We start from the raw sequence: 17019 nt of genomic DNA on the forward strand, positions 1-17019 counted from the left end.
TCACCGCTCTCCGGACGAACGCGCCGTGCCGGCACGCCGTCGCATCGTGTTCCATCTCCGAGGCCCCGCGGTCCCCGCGGAGCCTCTCACCGCAGCACGCTTTCTACCAAAGCGGGGTTGCCGCATGGCAAGCGCGGCCCGCGCAGCGGGCTCGTCGCGTGCGAAGGCGATCAGCAGCCCGATGGCGAACATGGTCGGCAGCAGGGCGGAACCCCCGTAGGAGAACAGCGGGAGCGGGACTCCGGCGATCGGCAGCAGACCGAGCACCGCACCGATGTTGATCACGGCCTGGGCCGTGATCCAGGTGGTCACGCCTCCCGCGGCATACCTCACGAAGGGGTCCTCCGTGCGTCCGGCCACGCGGATACCCGCATAGCCTAGAGCCGCGAAGAGGGCGAGTACCGACAGCGTCCCCGCCAGACCCAGTTCCTCCCCGGTGATGGCGAAGATGAAGTCGGTGTGCGCTTCGGGCAGTTGGCCCCATTTTTCCACGCTGGCACCGAGGCCGGAACCGAAGAGTCCGCCGGAGGCCAGGGCGTAGATGCCGTGCACGGCCTGCCAGCAGTGATCGCCCGGCCCCGGGTCGGTGGCACCGATGCAGGCGAGCCTGGCCATGCGGTTCGGGCTGGTCTTGATGAGGATGGCGCCGATGGTCGCGGCGACGGCCAGCACGCCGGCGAACAGCCGGGTGGGCGCTCCCGCCAGCCACAGCAGCCCGAAGAGGATCGCTGTGAGAATGATCGCGGTTCCCATGTCGCCGCCGAGCATGATCAGCCCGAGCAGCATGAAGGCCACCGGCACGAGCGGCACCAGCATGTGCTTCCACTGGGTCAGCAGCCGCTTGTCCTGTTTGCGGGCGATCAGGTCGGCGCCCCACAGCACGAGCGCCAGCTTGCCGAACTCGCTGGGCTGGAGCTGGAACGGGCCTCCGACGGAGATCCAGTTCTGGTTGCCGTTGACCGAGACCCCTATCCCCGGCACCTGCACCAGGGCCATCAGGAAGACGGCGCCCGCCAGGATCGGGTACGCCAGCGCCCGGTGCAGTTTCACCGGCATCCGCGAGGCGACCAGCATGAGCACACCGCCGATCACGGCGGCCAGGAACTGCTTGCGGAAGAAGTACGAACCCGGCAGCGAGAGCTGCAGCGCGGTGATCTGCGAGGCCGAGTAGACCATCACCAGGCCGAGCACGGTGATCAGCAGGCTGCCGCCCAGGATCAGGTAGTACGCGGTGAGCGGCCGGTCCCAGGCCGTGCGGGCGCGCAGGTAGAACCGGCGGACGGGGTTGTCGCGCGGGGGCCGGGCGCCGGACGGCCGCCGCGGCGCTCGCTGGACCGGGGGACGGCCCGTACGGCTACTCGGCACGGCCGGCACCTCCCGTGCCGCCGCAGGGCGCCCCGCAGGGCGGGAGGGGTCCCCACGGCCACGTGCCGCCGGCCCGAAGCCGCAGACGAGGTACCGACCAGGATGGCGTCACGCGTCGCTCCCAAGGGTCCCGGGCGCCCGGGTCGGCCGGACCCGCCGTCAGGCGCTCGCGGCGCCGAGTTCGCGAACCGCCTCCGCGAAAGCGTCACCGCGCTTGTTGTAGTTGGCGAACATGTCCATGGACGCACAGGCCGGCGCCAGCAGAACGGTGTCCCCTGGCCCGGCGAGCCGCGCGGCCTCCCGGACCGCCGCGAGCATCGCCCCAGTGTCGGTCCGGTCGAGGTCGACGACGGGTACTTCCGGGGCGTGTCGCGCGAGCGCTTCGCCGATCAGCGCGCGGTCCGCGCCGATCAGGACGACGCCCCGGAGCCGCTTCGCCGACTTGGCGACCAGCTCGTCGAAGGTCGCGCCCTTGGCGAGGCCGCCCGCGATCCACACGATCGACTCGTAGGCGGCCAAAGAGGCCTCCGTCGCATGGGTGTTGGTGGCCTTGGAGTCGTCGATGTAGGCGACCTGGTCCACATCGGCGACGTGCGCGATGCGGTGCGCGTCCGGGCGGAAGGCGCGCAGTCCGTCGCGCACCGCCTGGGCGGGCACACCGAAGGCGCGCGCCAGGGCCGCCGCCGCAAGGGCGTTGGCGATGTTGTGCGGGGCGGGCGGATTGACGTCCGACACCTCCGCGAGCTCCTGCGCGTTCTTGTGCCGGTTCTCGACGAAGGCGCGGTCGACCAGGATGCCTTCCACGACGCCGAGTTGGGACGGTCCGGGGGTGCCGAGCGTGAAGCCGACGGCCCGGCAGCCCTCCTCCACGTCCGCCTCGCGCACCAGGTCCTCGGTCGCCTTGTCGGCGACGTTGTAGACGCAGGCGACCCGATTGCCTTCGTAGATGCGGCCCTTGTCGGCGGCGTACGCCTCCATGGAGCCGTGCCAGTCGAGGTGGTCGGGCGCGAGGTTCAGCACGGCGGCCGAATGCGCGCGCAGCGAGGGCGCCCAGTGCAGCTGATAGCTCGACAGCTCCACCGCGAGGACGTCGTACGTCTCCTCGCCGAGGACCGCGTCCAGCAGCGAGACGCCGATGTTGCCGACCGCCGCGGTGCGCAGTCCGGCCGCCTCCAGGATGGAGGCGAGCATCTGCACGGTGGTGGTCTTGCCGTTGGTGCCGGTGACCGCCAGCCACGGCGCCGCGTCCGGGCCGCGCAGCCGCCAGGCGAGCTCGACGTCGCCCCAGACCGGGACGCCCGCCTCGGCGGCCGCGGCGAACAGCGGCTTGTCCGGCTTCCAGCCGGGAGCGGTCACGATGAGTTCGGTGCCTTCCGGCAGGGTCGCGCCGTCACCGAGGCGCACGGTGACACCGAGCGCCTCCAGCTCCGCGGCCTGGGCCCGGGAGCGCTCGTCGTCGCCGTCGTTGACGACCGTGACGACCGCGCCGAGACCGTGCAGCACCTTGGCCGCCGGGATGCCGGAGACGCCGAGCCCGGCGACGGTGACGTTCTTGCCCTGCCAGTCGATCACTTCTTGGCTGCCCATCCTGCGTAGAAGAGGCCCAGTCCCACGATGACGCACATGCCCTGAATGATCCAGAAGCGGACCACCACAAGGACTTCGGACCACCCCTTGAGTTCGAAGTGGTGCTGGAGCGGTGCCATGCGGAAGACGCGTCGGCCGGTCAGCCGGAAGGACCCGACCTGGATCACGACCGACATGGTGATGAGGACGAAGAGACCGCCGAGGAGCGCGACCAGCAGCTCCGTGCGGGAGCAGATCGCCAGACCGGCGAGCGCGCCGCCGAGGGCCAGCGAACCGGTGTCACCCATGAAGATCTTGGCCGGCGAGGTGTTCCACCACAGGAAGCCGAAGCAGGCGCCCATCAGGGCGGAGGCGACGACCGCGAGGTCCAGCGGGTCGCGCACCTCGTAGCAGGCGGCCGGGTTCGTGAGAGTCGTGGCGTTGGCGCAGGACTCCTGGAACTGCCAGACGCCGATGAAGGTGTAGGCGCCGAACACCATCGTGGCCGCGCCGGTGGCGAGACCGTCCAGGCCGTCCGTCAGGTTCACGCCGTTGGACATGGCCAGGATCATGAACAGGGCCCAGACCACGAAGAGCACCGGGCCGATGGACCAGCCGAAGTCCTGGACGAAGGAGAGCTTCGTGGAGGCCGGGGTGTTCCCGCGGTTGTCGGCGAACTGGAGTGCCAGGACCGCGAAGGCGATGCCCACGATCAGCTGTCCGGCCATCTTCGCCTTGGCGCGCAGACCCAGCGAGCGCCGCTTGACGATCTTGATGTAGTCGTCCAGGAAGCCGACCAGGCCCATGCCCGCCATCAGGCCGAGCACCAGCAGGCCGGAGAACGTGGGCGCGTAACCGGTGATCACCTTCGACAGGAAGTACGCGATGATCGTCGCGAGGATGAAGGCGATACCACCCATGGTCGGCGTACCGCGCTTGCTGTGGTGCTCGCGCGGGCCGTCGTCGCGGATGTACTGGCCATAACCCTTGCGGGCCAGGAGCTTGATCAGCAGCGGAGTGCCGACCAGCGTCAGGAACAGGCCAATGACTCCTGCGAACAGGATCTGCTTCATCATCGGGCGGCAACCTCACCCTCGAGGCCGCTGTCGAGCAGCGCCTGCGCCACCCGTTCGAGCCCGACCGACCTGGACGCCTTCACGAGTACGACGTCCCCCGGGCGCAGCTCGCTGCGCAACAGGTCGACAGCCGCCTGTGCGTCGGACACGTGCACCGACTCCTCACCCCACGAACCCTCGTTATATGCGCCCAGTTGCAGCCAGGACGCTTCCCTGCCCCCGACCGCGACGAGCTTGCTGACGTTGAGCCGGACGGCGAGCCGTCCGACCGCGTCGTGCTCGGCGAGCGCCTCGTCCCCGAGCTCGGCCATCTGACCGAGCACCGCCCACGTACGACGTCCCTTGCCCATGGCCGCGAGCGCGCGCAGGGCGGCTCGCATGGACTCGGGGTTCGCGTTGTAGGCGTCGTTGACGACCGTCACGCCGTCCGGACGCTCGGTGACCTCCATCCGCCAGCGGGAGAGGGAGTCCGCCTCGGAGAGCGCGCGGGCGATCTCGTCTGCGGACATGCCCAGCTCATGGGCGACGGCGGCCGCGGCGAGCGCGTTCGACACGTGGTGCTCACCGTACAGGCGCATGGTCACGTCACTGCACCCGGAGGGTGTGCGAAGGCTGAAGGCGGGCTGTCCACTGTCCGTGAGACGGACGTTCTCGGCGCGTACGTCCGCTTCGTCGGACTCACCGAAGAGGATCACGCGCGCCTTCGTCCGGGAAGCCATGGCGCGGACGAGGGGATCGTCGGCGTTGAGGATCGCCGCGCCGTCCTCCGGGAGGCTCTCGACGAGTTCACCCTTCGCCTGTGCGATCTGCTCGCGTCCGCCGAACTCGCCGATGTGGGCGGTGCCGACGTTGAGGACGAGGCCGACCTTCGGCGGCGTCAGGCCGGCGAGGTAGCTGATGTGGCCGATGCCGCGGGCGCCCATCTCCAGGACGAGGAAACGGGTCTCCTCGGTGGCGCTGAGCGCGGTGAGCGGCAGGCCGATCTCGTTGTTGAGCGAGCCGGGCGTGAAGACGGTCGGCGCCTTGGTCCGCAGCACCTGGGCGATCAGGTCCTTGGTGCTGGTCTTGCCCGCGGAGCCGGTGAGGGCGACGAGGGTCGCACCTAGCCGTTCCACGACGTGCCGGGCGAGCGCGCCGAGCGCCGCCTGGACGTCGGCGACGACGATCGCGGGCACGCCGACGGGGCGGGACGCCAGCACGGCGACCGCGCCCGCCTCGACCACCGCCTCGGCGAAGTCGTGGCCGTCCACGCGCTCGCCGACGAAGGCGACGAAGAGGCTGCCGGACTCCACCTCACGGGAGTCTCTGACGACCGGTCCGGTGACCTGTACCGACGGATCCGGTATGTCGTGCGTCTGCCCGCCGACGACTGCTGCGATCTCGGCGAGAGAGAGGGCGATCACAAGTTCATCCCTGGGTCTGCTGGATAGCTTCGCGAAGCACCTGGCGGTCGTCGAACGGACGGACCACCCCGGCGATGTCCTGGCCCTGCTCGTGGCCCTTGCCGGCGACCAGCACGGTGTCGCCCGGCTGCGCACGGGCGACCGCGGCGGCGATGGCGGCGGCGCGGTCCTCGAAGACCTGGACCTCGCCGCGCTCGTGCGCCGGCACCTCGGCGGCGCCCGCGAGCATCGTGGCGAGGATCGCGAGGGGGTCCTCGGAGCGGGGGTTGTCGGAGGTCAGTACGGCGGTGTCGGCGAGCCGGGCCGCAGCCGCGCCCATCGGCATCCGCTTGGTCTTGTCACGGTCGCCGCCGCAGCCGAGCACGACGTGCAGGTGACCGGTGGTGACCTTGCGCAGGGCGCGCAGGACGGACTCGACCGCGTCCGTCTTGTGGGCGTAGTCGACGACGGCGAGGTAGGGCTGGCCGACGTCCACCCGCTCCAGGCGACCCGGGACGCCCGGCACCGCGGCGACGCCGTCGGCGGCGTCCTGCGGGTCGATCCCTGCGACGGCGAGGGCGACGACGGCGGCGAGGGTGTTCGCCACGTTGAAGGGGCCAGCGAGCGGTGACCTGGCGGTGATCCGCTCGCCCTTGGGGCCGATGGCGGTGAACCTCGAGTCCATGGGCCCGACTTCGACGTCCTCCGCGCGCCAGTCGGCGTCGGGGTGCCCCTCGGCGGAGAAGGTGACGACCGGGACGGTGGCCTCCTTGGCCAGCCTGCGCCCGTACTCGTCATCGAGGTTGACGACGCCGAGTTTGCTGCGTTTCGGCGTGAACAGCTGCGCCTTGGCCCGGAAGTAGTCCTCCATGTCGGAGTGGAACTCCATGTGTTCCGGGCTCAGGTTGTTGAAGACGGCGATGTCGAAGACGCAGCCGTCGACGCGCCCGAGGACCAGCGCGTGGCTGGAGACCTCCATCGCGACCGCCTCGACGCCGCGTTCGCGCATCACCGCGAACAGCGCCTGGAGGTCGGTGGCTTCGGGGGTGGTGCGCTCGGACTTGATGCGCTCGTCACCGATGCGCATCTCGACCGTGCCGATCAGGCCGGTGCTGCGGACCGTCTTCAGACCGCCCTCGACGAGGTACGCCGTCGTGGTCTTGCCGGACGTGCCGGTGATCCCGATCTGGAGCAGTTCGCGCCCGGGGTGGCCGTAGATGGTGGCCGCCAGTTCGCCCATCCGTCCGCGCGGGTCGTCGACGACGAGCACCGGCAGGCCGGTGGCCGCGGCTCGCTCGGCGCCGGTCGGGTCGGTCAGCACCGCGACGGCGCCGAGGCCGGCGGCCTGGGGCACGAAGTCGGCGCCGTGCAGGCGGGCGCCGGGCAGCGCGGCGTACAGGTCTCCCGGGCGCACGGCGCGGGAGTCATGGGTGATGCCCGTGACTCCCGCGGTCGACGCCGGGGCGGTGGTCCCCAGCTGATCGGCGAGCTCCGCGAGGGGTGTGGCGGAGACGTGAACCGGTCGGGGCGGCCCCGGATATGTCACAGGAACGCCCTTCTGGGTGGTTTGGGACTGATCAGCATGTGGCACGGCGGTGAGCGTACCGGGCGCACCCCCGCCGGAGCGAAGTGAGGGGTTCGGCGGGGACTGGTTCCCGGGAGCGGGGGTGATCGTAGTCACGGGCTGGTTCCTGGTCCGTTGTGCGTGGGGGCCGATCAGGGCGTGCGGTCGGATGGGATCACGGCGAGAAGGAGACGGGCAGTCGGGCGGGCTGGGCGCCGGTGGGCGGGACCTGGAGGGTCTTCAGCGCGAATTCCATGACCTGCTTGTAGATGGGGCCGCAGATCTGGCCGCCGAAGTAGCTGCCCTTGGTGGCGTTCTGGATGGCGCAGTAGACAGTGACGCGCGGCTTGTCCGCGGGTGCGAATCCGGCGAACGAGGAGGTGTATCCGTGGTACTTGCCGGTGGCCGGATCCACGCGGTTGGCCGTACCCGTCTTGCCCGCGACCCGGTAGCCGGGAATGCGCGCCTTGTTGCCGGTGCCCTGTTCGTCGTCCACGACGGACTCCAGCATCTGGGCGAGGGTCTTCGCCGTCTTCTCGCTCACGACCCTTGTCTTCTTGGGCTCGGCGGCCGGGGTGAAGCGGCCGTCGGGTCCCTTCGTGCCGCGCACCAGGGTCGGCTCCACGCGGACGCCGCCGTTGGCGATCGTCGAGTAGACCGAGGCCGCCTGCATCGCGTTGATCGACACGCCCTGGCCGAAAGGAATCGTGTACTGCTGCGAGGTCGACCAGGCGTCGGGGCGCGCGAGGATGCCCGCCGTCTCGCCGGGGAAGTCCAGCCCGGTGTGGCTGCCGATGCCGAACTTGCGCAGATACGAGTACAGGACCCGGTTGGCCTCCTTCTGCGTCTTGCCCAGCTGCCCGGTCGCCAGGATGGTGCCGATGTTGCTGGACTTGGCGAGGACGCCGTTGAGCGTCAGGTACCAGGTCGAGTGGTCGATGTCGTCCTGGAAGAGCCGGTCGCCGCGGTGCAGCCGGTTCGGCACGACCACGTGGGTGTCGGGTGTGGCGGCGTTCTCCTCCAGGACGGCCGCCATCGACATGAGCTTGGCGGTGGAGCCGGGCTCGAACGCGTCCTGGAGGGCCGCGTTGCCCATGGCCGCCGAGTTGGCCTGGGAGAGGTCGTTCGGGTCGAAGCCGGGCGAGTTCGCCATCGCGAGGATCTCGCCGGTCCGGGTGTCCTGCACCATCACGTAGCCGCGGTCGGCCTTGGACTTCTTCACCTGCTCGGTGATCGCGTCCTGCGCGGCCCACTGGATGTCCCGGTCGATGGTCAGCTCGACGTCGGAGCCGGCCACGGCGGGCGTCTCGGTGGAGCCCACGGTCGGCACCTGCCGGCCGCCGGACTGCGCGTAGCGGATCTTCCCGTCCTTGCCGGCGAGCTGCTTGTTCAGCGCCTGCTCGACGCCGCCGCCGCCCTTGCCGTCGGCGTTGACCCAGCCCAGTATCCCGGCGGCGAGGTCGCCGTTCGGGTACACGCGTTTGCTGGCGGGCACGGCCAGGACGCCGGCGAGGGCGTTGACCGTGTTCGCGTCGGTCTCCGCCTTGGTGCCGAGCGTCTGCTTCAGGTCCTTGATCTGCTTCCACACCTGCGGGGTCTGCCGGTGCGCGAGCAGGACGTAGCGGGTGTTCTTCGTCCGCAGCTTCTTGGCGACGCTGTCCATGTCCTCGTCGAGGATGGGCCCGAGCAGCGCGGCGGCCTGCTCGGGCGCGTCATCGGCCTTCGTCGCCTCCCGCGTGAACATCGTCGGGTCGGCCGTGATGTCGTACGCGTCCACGCTGCTCGCGAGCTCGACGCCGTTGCGGTCGGTGATGCCTCCCCGCTCGGCGGCGAGCGTGCGCCCCACGTAGCGGTTCTGCTCGGCCTTCGCGGCGTAGGCGCTGGCGTCCACCGCCTGTACCTGGAGCAGCCGTACGACGAAGGCGACCATCACCAGGGTCAGCGCGAGGCTGACCATGCGCAGGCGGGGGCGGGGGCTGCCGAGCCGGATGACGCTCGGGGCCTGGGGGCGCCCGGCGCCCGGTCGGCGTACGGGGCGCGTGCCGGGTCCCGGACGGCGCCGGCCGCCGGGGACGGGCCTGGCGGGGCCGGGCACGCGGCGGCGCGGCGGTTCCCTGTCGGACACTTCCGTCACCTGCCGGGGGTCGTGGGGGACTGCGTGGACGGGGCGGGGACCTGACGGGAGGGGGCGGTCACGGACGGCTGCGCGGTGGACGCCGGGGACGGGGCCGGGCTCCGGCGGGGCTTCGGTGCGAGCACCTCGGGCGCCGGGATCATCGGGGCCCGCGCGGAGGACTGCTGGGCGGGCCCCCCGGGGACGCCCTTGACGGTGCCGTCCGGGTCGAGGAAGGCCGGGTCTCCGCCGGGGACCATGCCGAGTTCACGGGCGCGGCGCTGGAGGGCGTCGGGGGCGGAGTAGGCGTCCACGTCCCGTTGGAGGGCCTGCTCCTCGTCGGTGAGGCTCTTGGTGTCCCTCTGGAGATCGTCGAGCCGGAACGCCCCTTCGCTGAGCGCGGAGTTCAGCACGAGGAGCCCGATGAGGCCGCCGCCGAGCAGCACCACGACGAGCAGCACGAACGGGGTGCGGGCGGCCTGGCCGGCCCCCGCGGGCAGCAATCGGGCGAGCCGGGCGGCCCGCCCCCTGAGCTCCGGTTTCCGGCTCACGCGCCCTCCCTCTCGCCGCGCCTCACTCGGCGTCCTCGCGAATGCGTTGCGCCCCCCGCAGCCGGGCGGGAGCCGCTCGCCGGTTCTCGGCGACCTCTTCCTCGGTGGGAAGTTCGGCACCGCGGGTGAGCAGCTTGAGCCGGGGCTGGTAGCGCTCGGGGACGACCGGCAGCCCGGGCGGCGCGGTGGAGGCGGCGCCGGCCGCGAACACCTGCTTGACCAGCCGGTCCTCCAGCGAGTGGTACGAGAGCACCGCGATACGGCCGCCGACGGCGAGCGCCCCCACGGCCGCGGGGATCGCCCTCTCCAGGACGCTCAGCTCGCCGTTGACCTCGATGCGCAGCGCCTGGAAGGTGCGCTTGGCCGGGTTGCCGCCGGTGCGCTTGGCGGCCTGGGGCAGTGCGTCGCGGATCAGTTCGACGAGCCGTGCGCTGTTGCTGAAGGGCTCCTTCTCGCGTTCGCGCACGATCGCGGACACGATCCGCTTGGCCTGCTTCTCCTCGCCGTACGCCCGCAGGATCCGCACCAGCTCACCCGGCGGATAGGTGTTCAGCACCTCGGCCGCGCTCATCCCGGTCGTCTGGTCCATGCGCATGTCGAGCGGGGCGTCCTGCGCGTACGCGAACCCGCGGTCCGCCTCGTCGAGCTGCATGGACGACACGCCGAGGTCGAACAGCACGCCCTGGACGCGCGGGATGCCGAGGCGGTCGAGCACCTCGGGGAGCTCGTCGTAGACGGCGTGCACCAGGGTGGCGCGGTCACCGAAGGGGGCGAGTCGCTCCCCGGACAGGCGCAGGGCTTCCTTGTCGCGGTCCAGGGCCACCAGGCGGGCCTCGGGGAACTGCGTGAGCAGGGCCTCGCTGTGGCCGCCGAGTCCCAGGGTGCAGTCGACGACGACGGCTCCCGGCTCACCGAGGGCCGGGGCCAGCATGTCCAGGCACCGCTGGAGCATCACCGGGACATGTCGACTCTGGCTCAAGGGGCCCTCTCAGGTCCGGCGCGGCCGTACGCACCGCCGGGTCCCCGCCCGCTCGAGAAGGGGAGGCCTGCTGGCGCCGGTGAGTGGCGTCAGCCGACCGGGAGCGGGAGGAGGCCGAGCCGTACGTACGCGCCGCGCACGCGGGGAGACGCCGGAAAATCGCCGGGTCTCCGGGGGATACAAGTCCAGCAGGGAGAGCCTCGCCTCCCGCTTCGCGTCACTTTAGTCCACGGTGTCTCGCGGTCAATCAACCGGCATGCGCGTCGCGGACCCCGCTCCCGCCGAAGCCGCAAATACGCTCTTGTCACCCTGACGGGCGCACCGACACCGCCCGTGTGGGTTACGTCACAACAAGCCACGATGGCGTTCTTTGTCCACTCTCACAACAAGACCGCGCCCTACGTGACCAGTACCGTCATAGGTATGACGACTTCTGCATCCGTTCCCACCGAGCCCGAAGGCGCCATAGTCACCTCCGGCACCGTGACCGACCGCCTCGTCGACGCGAACCATCACTACGCCGACGCTTTCACCGACCCCGGGATGGACGCCCGGCCGGTGCTGCACGTCGCGGTGGTCGCCTGCATGGACGCCCGCCTCGACCTGCACGCCGCACTCGGCCTGGCGCTCGGCGACTGTCACACCATCCGCAACGCGGGCGGAGTCGTCACCGACGACGTGATCCGCTCCCTCACCATCAGCCAGCGGGCTCTCGGCACCCGCAGCGTGGTCCTCATCCACCACACCGGCTGCGGTCTGGAGTCCCTCACCGAGGAATTCCGGCACGACCTGGAGATGGAGGTCGGCCAGCGCCCCGCCTGGGCGGTCGAGTCGTTCCGCGACGTCGACCAGGACGTGCGGCAGTCGATGCAGCGCGTGCGCACCTCGCCGTTCCTGCTGCACACCGACGACGTGCGGGGCTTCGTCTTCGACGTGAAGACCGGCCTGCTGCGCGAGATCGACCCCGCCTGACGGTCCCGGGTCCCGGCCGCGCCGGGACCCGGTTCGCCGGCTTCGCCTCGCCCGGCCCACGTCCTGACCCGGGTCGCCGTCCGCCGGCGGCCCGTGGGACGCTCTCCGCACGGAAACACCCCGCCTCCCCGGAGCCCAAAGAGCCGCAAGACCTGACATATCGCGGCCAGTTATCCACAGGCGAGTGACACGAACCGGTAACGGCAACAAGAATGCGGGTGTGGCGTCACGCGGAACTTTTCACGCGTGGTGTCCGTGTTTCGGGGTGGGCCGGTCCGCACAGGGCGTCGGCCCGAGAACGGGCCGAGGAGGGCCGGGTGACGACCTATGACGATCGAGCGAGCCTTACGGATCTGACCGCCACTGTGGAGCGCGTCCGCAGTTCGGTGGAAGGAGTGATCGAGGGCAAGCCTGAGGTCGTACGGCTTTCGCTGACCGTACTGCTCGCCGAGGGGCATCTCCTCATCGAGGATGTCCCGGGCGTCGGCAAGACCATGCTCGCCAAGGCGCTGGCGCGGTCCATCGACTGCTCGGTCAGGCGTATCCAGTTCACGCCCGACCTGCTGCCCTCGGACATCACGGGTGTGTCCATCTGGGACCAGCAGCGCCGGGACTTCGAGTTCAAGCCCGGAGCGATCTTCGCGCAGATCGTGATCGGCGACGAGATCAACCGCGCCTCGCCCAAGACGCAGTCCGCGCTCCTGGAGTCGATGGAGGAGCGGCAGGTCACCATCGACGGCCAGACCTACGAACTGCCCAGCCCCTTCATGGTGGTGGCGACGCAGAACCCGGTCGAGATGGAGGGCACGTATCCGCTGCCCGAGGCCCAGCGCGACCGCTTCATGGCCCGCGTCTCCATCGGCTACCCCAGCGCGGACGCCGAGCTGCAGATGCTCGACATCCACGGCGGGGTGAACCCGTTGGACGACCTCCAGCCGGTCGCCCACGCGCACGAGATCGTGAAGCTGATCGACGCGGTCCGCGCCGTCCACGTCGCCGACTCGGTGCGACGGTACGCCGTGGACCTGGTCGCGGCCACGCGTACGCACCCGGACCTCAGACTCGGCGCCTCGCCGCGTGCCACGCTGCACCTGCTGCGCGCGGCGAAGGCGTCCGCCGCTCTGAGCGGCCGGGAGTTCGCGCTTCCGGACGACGTCCAGGCGCTCGCCGTGGCGGTCCTGGCCCACCGCCTGCTGCCCACGGCCCAGGCGCAGTTGAACCGCCGCACCTCCGAGCAGGTCGTCCTGGAGATCCTGCAGCGCACCCCCGTGCCCGCGGCTCCCCAGCAGCAGGCCGGCTTCACGATGGGCCGGGGTGCGCCCGCCTACGGCCAGCAGCCGCCGCGGAGGCTGTGATGACGCAAGGGGGGACGGGGCCCGCCGCCGAGGAGGACAAGGGCGGGCTGCGCACGGCGCTCGCCGGGCTCACGACCCGCGGACGCTCCTTCCTGGCCGCCGGGGTCGCCGCCGCGATCTGCGCGTACGTCCTGGGGCAGAGCGATCTGCTCCGGGTCGGACTGCTCCTCGCGGTCCTCCCGCTGGTGTGCGCCACCGTGCTGTACCGCACCCGCTACCGCGTCGCGGGAAGCCGCCGGCTCTCCCCCGGCCGGGTGCCCGCGGGTTCCGAGGCCCGGGTCCATCTCCGGATGGACAACGTCTCGCGGCTGCCCACCGGACTGCTGATGCTCCAGGACCGGGTGCCGTACGTGCTCGGGCCGCGGCCCCGGTTCGTCCTGGACCGGGTGGAGGCGGGGGGCCGCCGCGAGGTGTCCTACCGCGTGCGCTCGGACCTTCGTGGCCGCTATCCGCTGGGTCCGCTGCAACTGCGGCTCACGGACCCGTTCGGGATGTGCGAGCTGACCCGCTCCTTCTCGACGTACGACACCCTGACGGTCATCCCGCGCGTGGAGGCTCTGCCGTCGGTCCGCCTGACCGGTGAGGCGAAGGGGTACGGCGACGGACGGCAGCGCTCGCTGGCCCTCGCGGGCGAGGACGACATCATCCCGCGCGGCTATCGCTACGGCGACGATCTGCGCCGGGTGCACTGGCGGCTGACCGCGCGCTACGGCGAGTTGATGGTCCGTCGTGAGGAGCAGCCCCAGCGCTCCCGTTGCACGGTGCTGCTCGACACCCGCGGCGTCGCCTTCCAGGGCGCGGGCCCCGACTCGGCCTTCGAGTGGGCCGTCTCCGGCACCGCCTCCGCCCTGGTCCACATGCTCGAACGGGGCTTTTCGGTGAGGCTGTTGACCGACACCGGCAGCTCGGTGCCCGGCGAGGGCGCCGACGGTTTCGCGGGCGCCAGCCAGGAGTCGGCGGACGCGGCCGGGATGATGATGGACACCCTCGCGGTCATCGACCACTCGGACGGCACGGGCCTGTCCCGCGCCTACGACGTGCTGCGCGGGGGGAACGAAGGACTGCTGATCGCCTTCCTCGGCGATCTGGACGAGGAACAGGCCGACGTGCTCGGCAGGATGCGCCAGCGCAGCGGCGGGGCGGTCGCCTTCCTGCTGGACAGCGAGTCCTGGGGGCGGGAACCGACCGATGTGGCCGGGCCGTTGGACAGGGGTGAGGACCGACTGCGGATGCTGCGCGAGGCGGGCTGGACCGCGGTGACCGTGCCGCGCGGCGCCCGACTGGCCGACCTGTGGCGGGAGGCGGACCGTCAGCGCACGCACGTGGCGTCGACGGGGAGTACTGCGGGGGGTGGTGACTCATGAGCGGGCGAGCGCGACTGGCACTGTGCGCGGCCGCGGCCACGCTGATGGCCTCCTGCGCCCTGTTGCCGCTGGTCGACCCGGCGACCTGGATCTTCCAGGCGGCGTTCCTGCTGGCGGTGCAGACCGCGGTGGGCGCGCTGACCCGGCGGGTCCCGCTGGCCCGGCCGCTGACCGTAGCGGTGCAGGCACTGGTGACGCTGGCACTGCTGACCCTGGCCTTCGCCCGGCAGGAGGCCCTCGCCGGGATCGTCCCGGGGCCCGAGGTCTTCCGGCACTTCGGCGACCTGCTCCAGGCGGGCAGCGACGACGTCAGCCGGTATTCGATCCCGGCGCCGCTGTCCGACGGCATCCGGCTGATGCTGGTCGGCGGCGTCCTGGTGATCGGGCTCGCGGTCGACGCCCTCGCCGTGACCTATCGCAGCGCGGCACCGGCAGGGCTTCCGCTGCTCGCGCTGTACTCGGTCGCCGCGGGCCTCGCCGGCGGCGGTGCCGCGTGGCTGTGGTTCGTCCTGGCGGCCGCGGGTTATCTGATGCTGCTGCTCGCCGAGGGCCGTGACCGGCTCTCGCAGTGGGGGCGCGTCTTCGGCGGGGCGCCCCGGGTGCCGGGCCCCGACTCCGCGAGCGGCGCCGTCGCGCCCGTCCGCACCGGCCGCCGCATCGGCGCGGTGGCGCTGGGCATCGCCCTGGTGGTGCCGCTCGGCCTGCCGGCCCTGGACGGCGGTCTGCTGGACGCCGCGGGGACGGGTGTGGGCACGGGCACCGGTGGCGGCGGCACGATCTCCGCCGTCAACCCCCTGGTCTCCCTCCGCGACAGCCTGAACGTGGACCAGGACCGCCAGGTCCTGTCCTACCGCACCAACACCGAGGACACCCAGGACCTGTATCTGCGGATCGTCTCCCTGGACGATTTCGACGGCACGGCCTGGAAGCCCGCCCAGCGCCACATCGAGGACGTGCCCGACACCTTCTCGACGCCGATCGGTCTCGGCAGCGACATCCGGCGGGCCTCGATCCAGACCCGCATCTCGGCCGCCGACTGGTACGCGCAGGACTGGCTGCCCATGCCGTACCCCGCCACCAAGGTCGACATCAGCGGCCGCTGGCGGTACGAGCCCGTGGGCCGCACCCTCGTCGGGGACCACGGGCAGAACACCCGGGGCGTGCAGTATCAGGTCACGAGTCTGGTCGTGCAGCCGACGGCGGAGCAGCTCGCCGACGCGCCGGAGCCACCGGGCGCCTTGAAGCGCGAGTTCACCCGGGTTCCCGATTCGCTGCCCGCCGTGGTGGCGAGGACCGCCCGACAGGTCACCGAGGGCTCGACGAACCACTACGAGCAGGCGGTCAAGCTCCAGGACTACTTCGCCGTCAGCGGCAATTTCCGCTACGACACCCAGGTGCAGGTCGGCACGGGGTCCGCCGCGATCGCCCGCTTCCTGAAGGACAAGGAGGGCTTCTGCGTCCACTTCTCCTTCGCGATGGCCGCGATGGCCAGGACCCTCGGCATACCGGCCCGCGTGGCGGTGGGCTTCACGCCCGGCTCCCCGCAGGCGAACGGCTCGATGTCGGTCGGGCTGCGCGACGCACACGCCTGGCCCGAGCTGTACTTCGAGGGCGTCGGCTGGACCCGCTTCGAGCCGACGCCGAACCGTGGCACGGTCCCGGAGTACACCCAGGCGGACACACCCGGCACCGACGTTCCGGCCGTCCCGAAGCCGACGCTGTCGTCGTCCGCGGCGCCCTCCAGCGCGCCCTCGGCGAGCGAGAGCTGCTCGGCCCAGCAGCGGAAGCTGGAGGCCTGCCCCAGCGAGTCGTCGCTCGCGGCGGTGGGGTCCCACGAGGACAACTGGCCCTGGTTCAAGATCCTCGGGCTGACGCTGGCCGGGCTCCTGATCCTGGGTGTGCCGCTGCTGCCGATGTTCTGGCGACTACGCCTACGGGCCGTGCGGCTCGGCGGGCACGGCCGCACGGAGGCGGACGCGGCAGCCTTCACGCTGGGTGCCTGGCAGGAGGTCACCGATACGGCGTGGGACTACGGGATCGCGCCGGACGATTCGCAGACCCCGCGCAAGGCGGCCGCGCGCATCGTCCGTCTCGGGAGCCTCGACCAGGAGGCCTCGGAATCGGTGCACCGGCTGGCGGCGGCCGTGGAGCAGGTCCTCTACGCGCCCCGTCCTCGTCCGGCTGCCGGCCTGGGGAACGACGCGCGCCTCATCGCTGACGCCTTCGGCGCCTCCGCGAGCCGTCCGGCCCGGCTCCGCGCTCTCCTCGCGCCCCGCTCGGCGGTCCGGGTCGCCTGGGCCTTCTCGGCCCGCTGGTCGGCCCTCAGGGCCGGTCTCGCGGGCCGCCGGGAGACGGTGCTGCGCCGTCTGCCGGGCCGTCCCTCCGGGCAGAGCGGCTGACGCTCGGCAGCCCGATACGTGTGTGGCCCCGCTCTCCTCGTCGGGAGCGGGGCCCACACACGTATCGGGCTGCGACGGGCCGAGGACGCCTCGCCGGATCGGTGGGGGCGGCGGGCGGCATGGGCGCGGGACGACATCTGCCGGGCAGGGCGGGCAGTACCGCCGCGTGTGCCGAGGGGGGACGGGCGCGGGAGGTACGGACGGCGTCTGCCGCCCTGGGCGGGCAGTGCCGCCGTGTCTGCCACGCGGGGCGGGGCGGGGCGGGGCGGGCAAGTATCGCCACGTCGTCCGCGCGGGGCCGGCGCAGGACGTTCGGACGACGTCCACCGGGCA

General features: G+C 71.7%; 12 protein-coding genes. 4 read left to right on the plus strand and 8 right to left on the minus strand.

Annotated elements, in window-relative coordinates; all coding sequences use genetic code 11:
* The 8 genes from ftsW to rsmH all read right to left on the minus strand — a co-directional run bounded on the left by ftsW (position 1) and on the right by rsmH (position 10596).
* Positions 1-1365: a putative lipid II flippase FtsW gene (gene ftsW, locus ACZ4IF_RS00590; RefSeq protein ID WP_467558274.1), complete on the minus strand. Its 1365-nt coding sequence runs from the start codon at positions 1363-1365 to the stop codon at positions 1-3.
* A 159-nt stretch (positions 1366-1524) separates the two neighbouring features.
* A complete protein-coding gene (gene murD, locus ACZ4IF_RS00595; protein WP_467558276.1) occupies positions 1525-2952 on the minus strand; it encodes a UDP-N-acetylmuramoyl-L-alanine--D-glutamate ligase in 1428 nt (475 codons plus the stop codon).
* On the minus strand, positions 2934-4007 hold the full coding sequence (gene mraY / locus ACZ4IF_RS00600) for a phospho-N-acetylmuramoyl-pentapeptide-transferase (RefSeq protein ID WP_095933709.1): 1074 nt from the start codon (positions 4005-4007) through the stop codon (positions 2934-2936). Before mraY ends, murD begins: the two co-directional genes overlap by 19 nt.
* Positions 4004-5410: a UDP-N-acetylmuramoyl-tripeptide--D-alanyl-D-alanine ligase gene (locus ACZ4IF_RS00605; protein ID WP_095933710.1), complete on the minus strand. Its 1407-nt coding sequence runs from the start codon at positions 5408-5410 to the stop codon at positions 4004-4006. Before ACZ4IF_RS00605 ends, mraY begins: the two co-directional genes overlap by 4 nt.
* A 4-nt stretch (positions 5411-5414) precedes the next feature.
* Complete coding sequence (locus ACZ4IF_RS00610) at positions 5415-6935, minus strand: UDP-N-acetylmuramoyl-L-alanyl-D-glutamate--2,6-diaminopimelate ligase (RefSeq protein WP_467558278.1); 1521 nt, start codon at positions 6933-6935, stop codon at positions 5415-5417.
* 193 nt (positions 6936-7128) lie between these two features.
* A complete protein-coding gene (locus tag ACZ4IF_RS00615) occupies positions 7129-9078 on the minus strand; it encodes a peptidoglycan D,D-transpeptidase FtsI family protein (RefSeq protein WP_467558280.1) in 1950 nt (649 codons plus the stop codon).
* Positions 9079-9083: 5 nt separating this feature from the next.
* Positions 9084-9617 (minus strand): cell division protein FtsL, encoded by a 534-nt coding sequence (gene ftsL, locus ACZ4IF_RS00620; RefSeq protein WP_467558282.1) that lies wholly within the window; start codon positions 9615-9617, stop codon positions 9084-9086.
* A gap of 22 nt (positions 9618-9639) precedes the next feature.
* Entirely contained in the window at positions 9640-10596 is a 957-nt protein-coding gene (gene rsmH, locus ACZ4IF_RS00625) for a 16S rRNA (cytosine(1402)-N(4))-methyltransferase RsmH (protein ID WP_095933714.1), read from the minus strand.
* 423 nt (positions 10597-11019) lie between these two features.
* Between rsmH and ACZ4IF_RS00630 the strand changes: the two genes are divergently transcribed.
* The 4 genes from ACZ4IF_RS00630 (at position 11020) to ACZ4IF_RS00645 (ending at position 16686) form a co-directional block, all read left to right on the plus strand.
* A complete protein-coding gene (locus ACZ4IF_RS00630; RefSeq protein WP_345643658.1) occupies positions 11020-11568 on the plus strand; it encodes a beta-class carbonic anhydrase in 549 nt (182 codons plus the stop codon).
* A gap of 317 nt (positions 11569-11885) precedes the next feature.
* Positions 11886-12923: an AAA family ATPase gene (locus ACZ4IF_RS00635; RefSeq protein ID WP_359491306.1), complete on the plus strand. Its 1038-nt coding sequence runs from the start codon at positions 11886-11888 to the stop codon at positions 12921-12923.
* A complete protein-coding gene (locus ACZ4IF_RS00640; protein ID WP_467558286.1) occupies positions 12923-14287 on the plus strand; it encodes a DUF58 domain-containing protein in 1365 nt (454 codons plus the stop codon). Before ACZ4IF_RS00635 ends, ACZ4IF_RS00640 begins: the two co-directional genes overlap by 1 nt.
* Positions 14284-16686, plus strand: coding sequence for a transglutaminase TgpA family protein (locus tag ACZ4IF_RS00645; RefSeq protein ID WP_467558288.1), 2403 nt, complete (start codon positions 14284-14286; stop codon positions 16684-16686). Before ACZ4IF_RS00640 ends, ACZ4IF_RS00645 begins: the two co-directional genes overlap by 4 nt.
* Positions 16687-17019: the final 333 nt, after the last annotated feature.

The organism is Streptomyces sp. NPDC025784 (assembly GCF_055558435.1).

Excerpts from the sequence above, each read along its gene's own strand:
- murD (WP_467558276.1), bottom strand. The coding sequence starts at position 2,952 with ATGGGCAGCCAAGAAGTGATCGACTGGCAGGGCAAGAACGTCACCGTC.
- mraY (WP_095933709.1), bottom strand. The coding sequence starts at position 4,007 with ATGATGAAGCAGATCCTGTTCGCAGGAGTCATTGGCCTGTTCCTGACG.
- ACZ4IF_RS00630 (WP_345643658.1), top strand. The coding sequence starts at position 11,020 with ATGACGACTTCTGCATCCGTTCCCACCGAGCCCGAAGGCGCCATAGTC.
- ACZ4IF_RS00640 (WP_467558286.1), top strand. The coding sequence starts at position 12,923 with ATGACGCAAGGGGGGACGGGGCCCGCCGCCGAGGAGGACAAGGGCGGG.
- ACZ4IF_RS00645 (WP_467558288.1), top strand. The coding sequence starts at position 14,284 with ATGAGCGGGCGAGCGCGACTGGCACTGTGCGCGGCCGCGGCCACGCTG.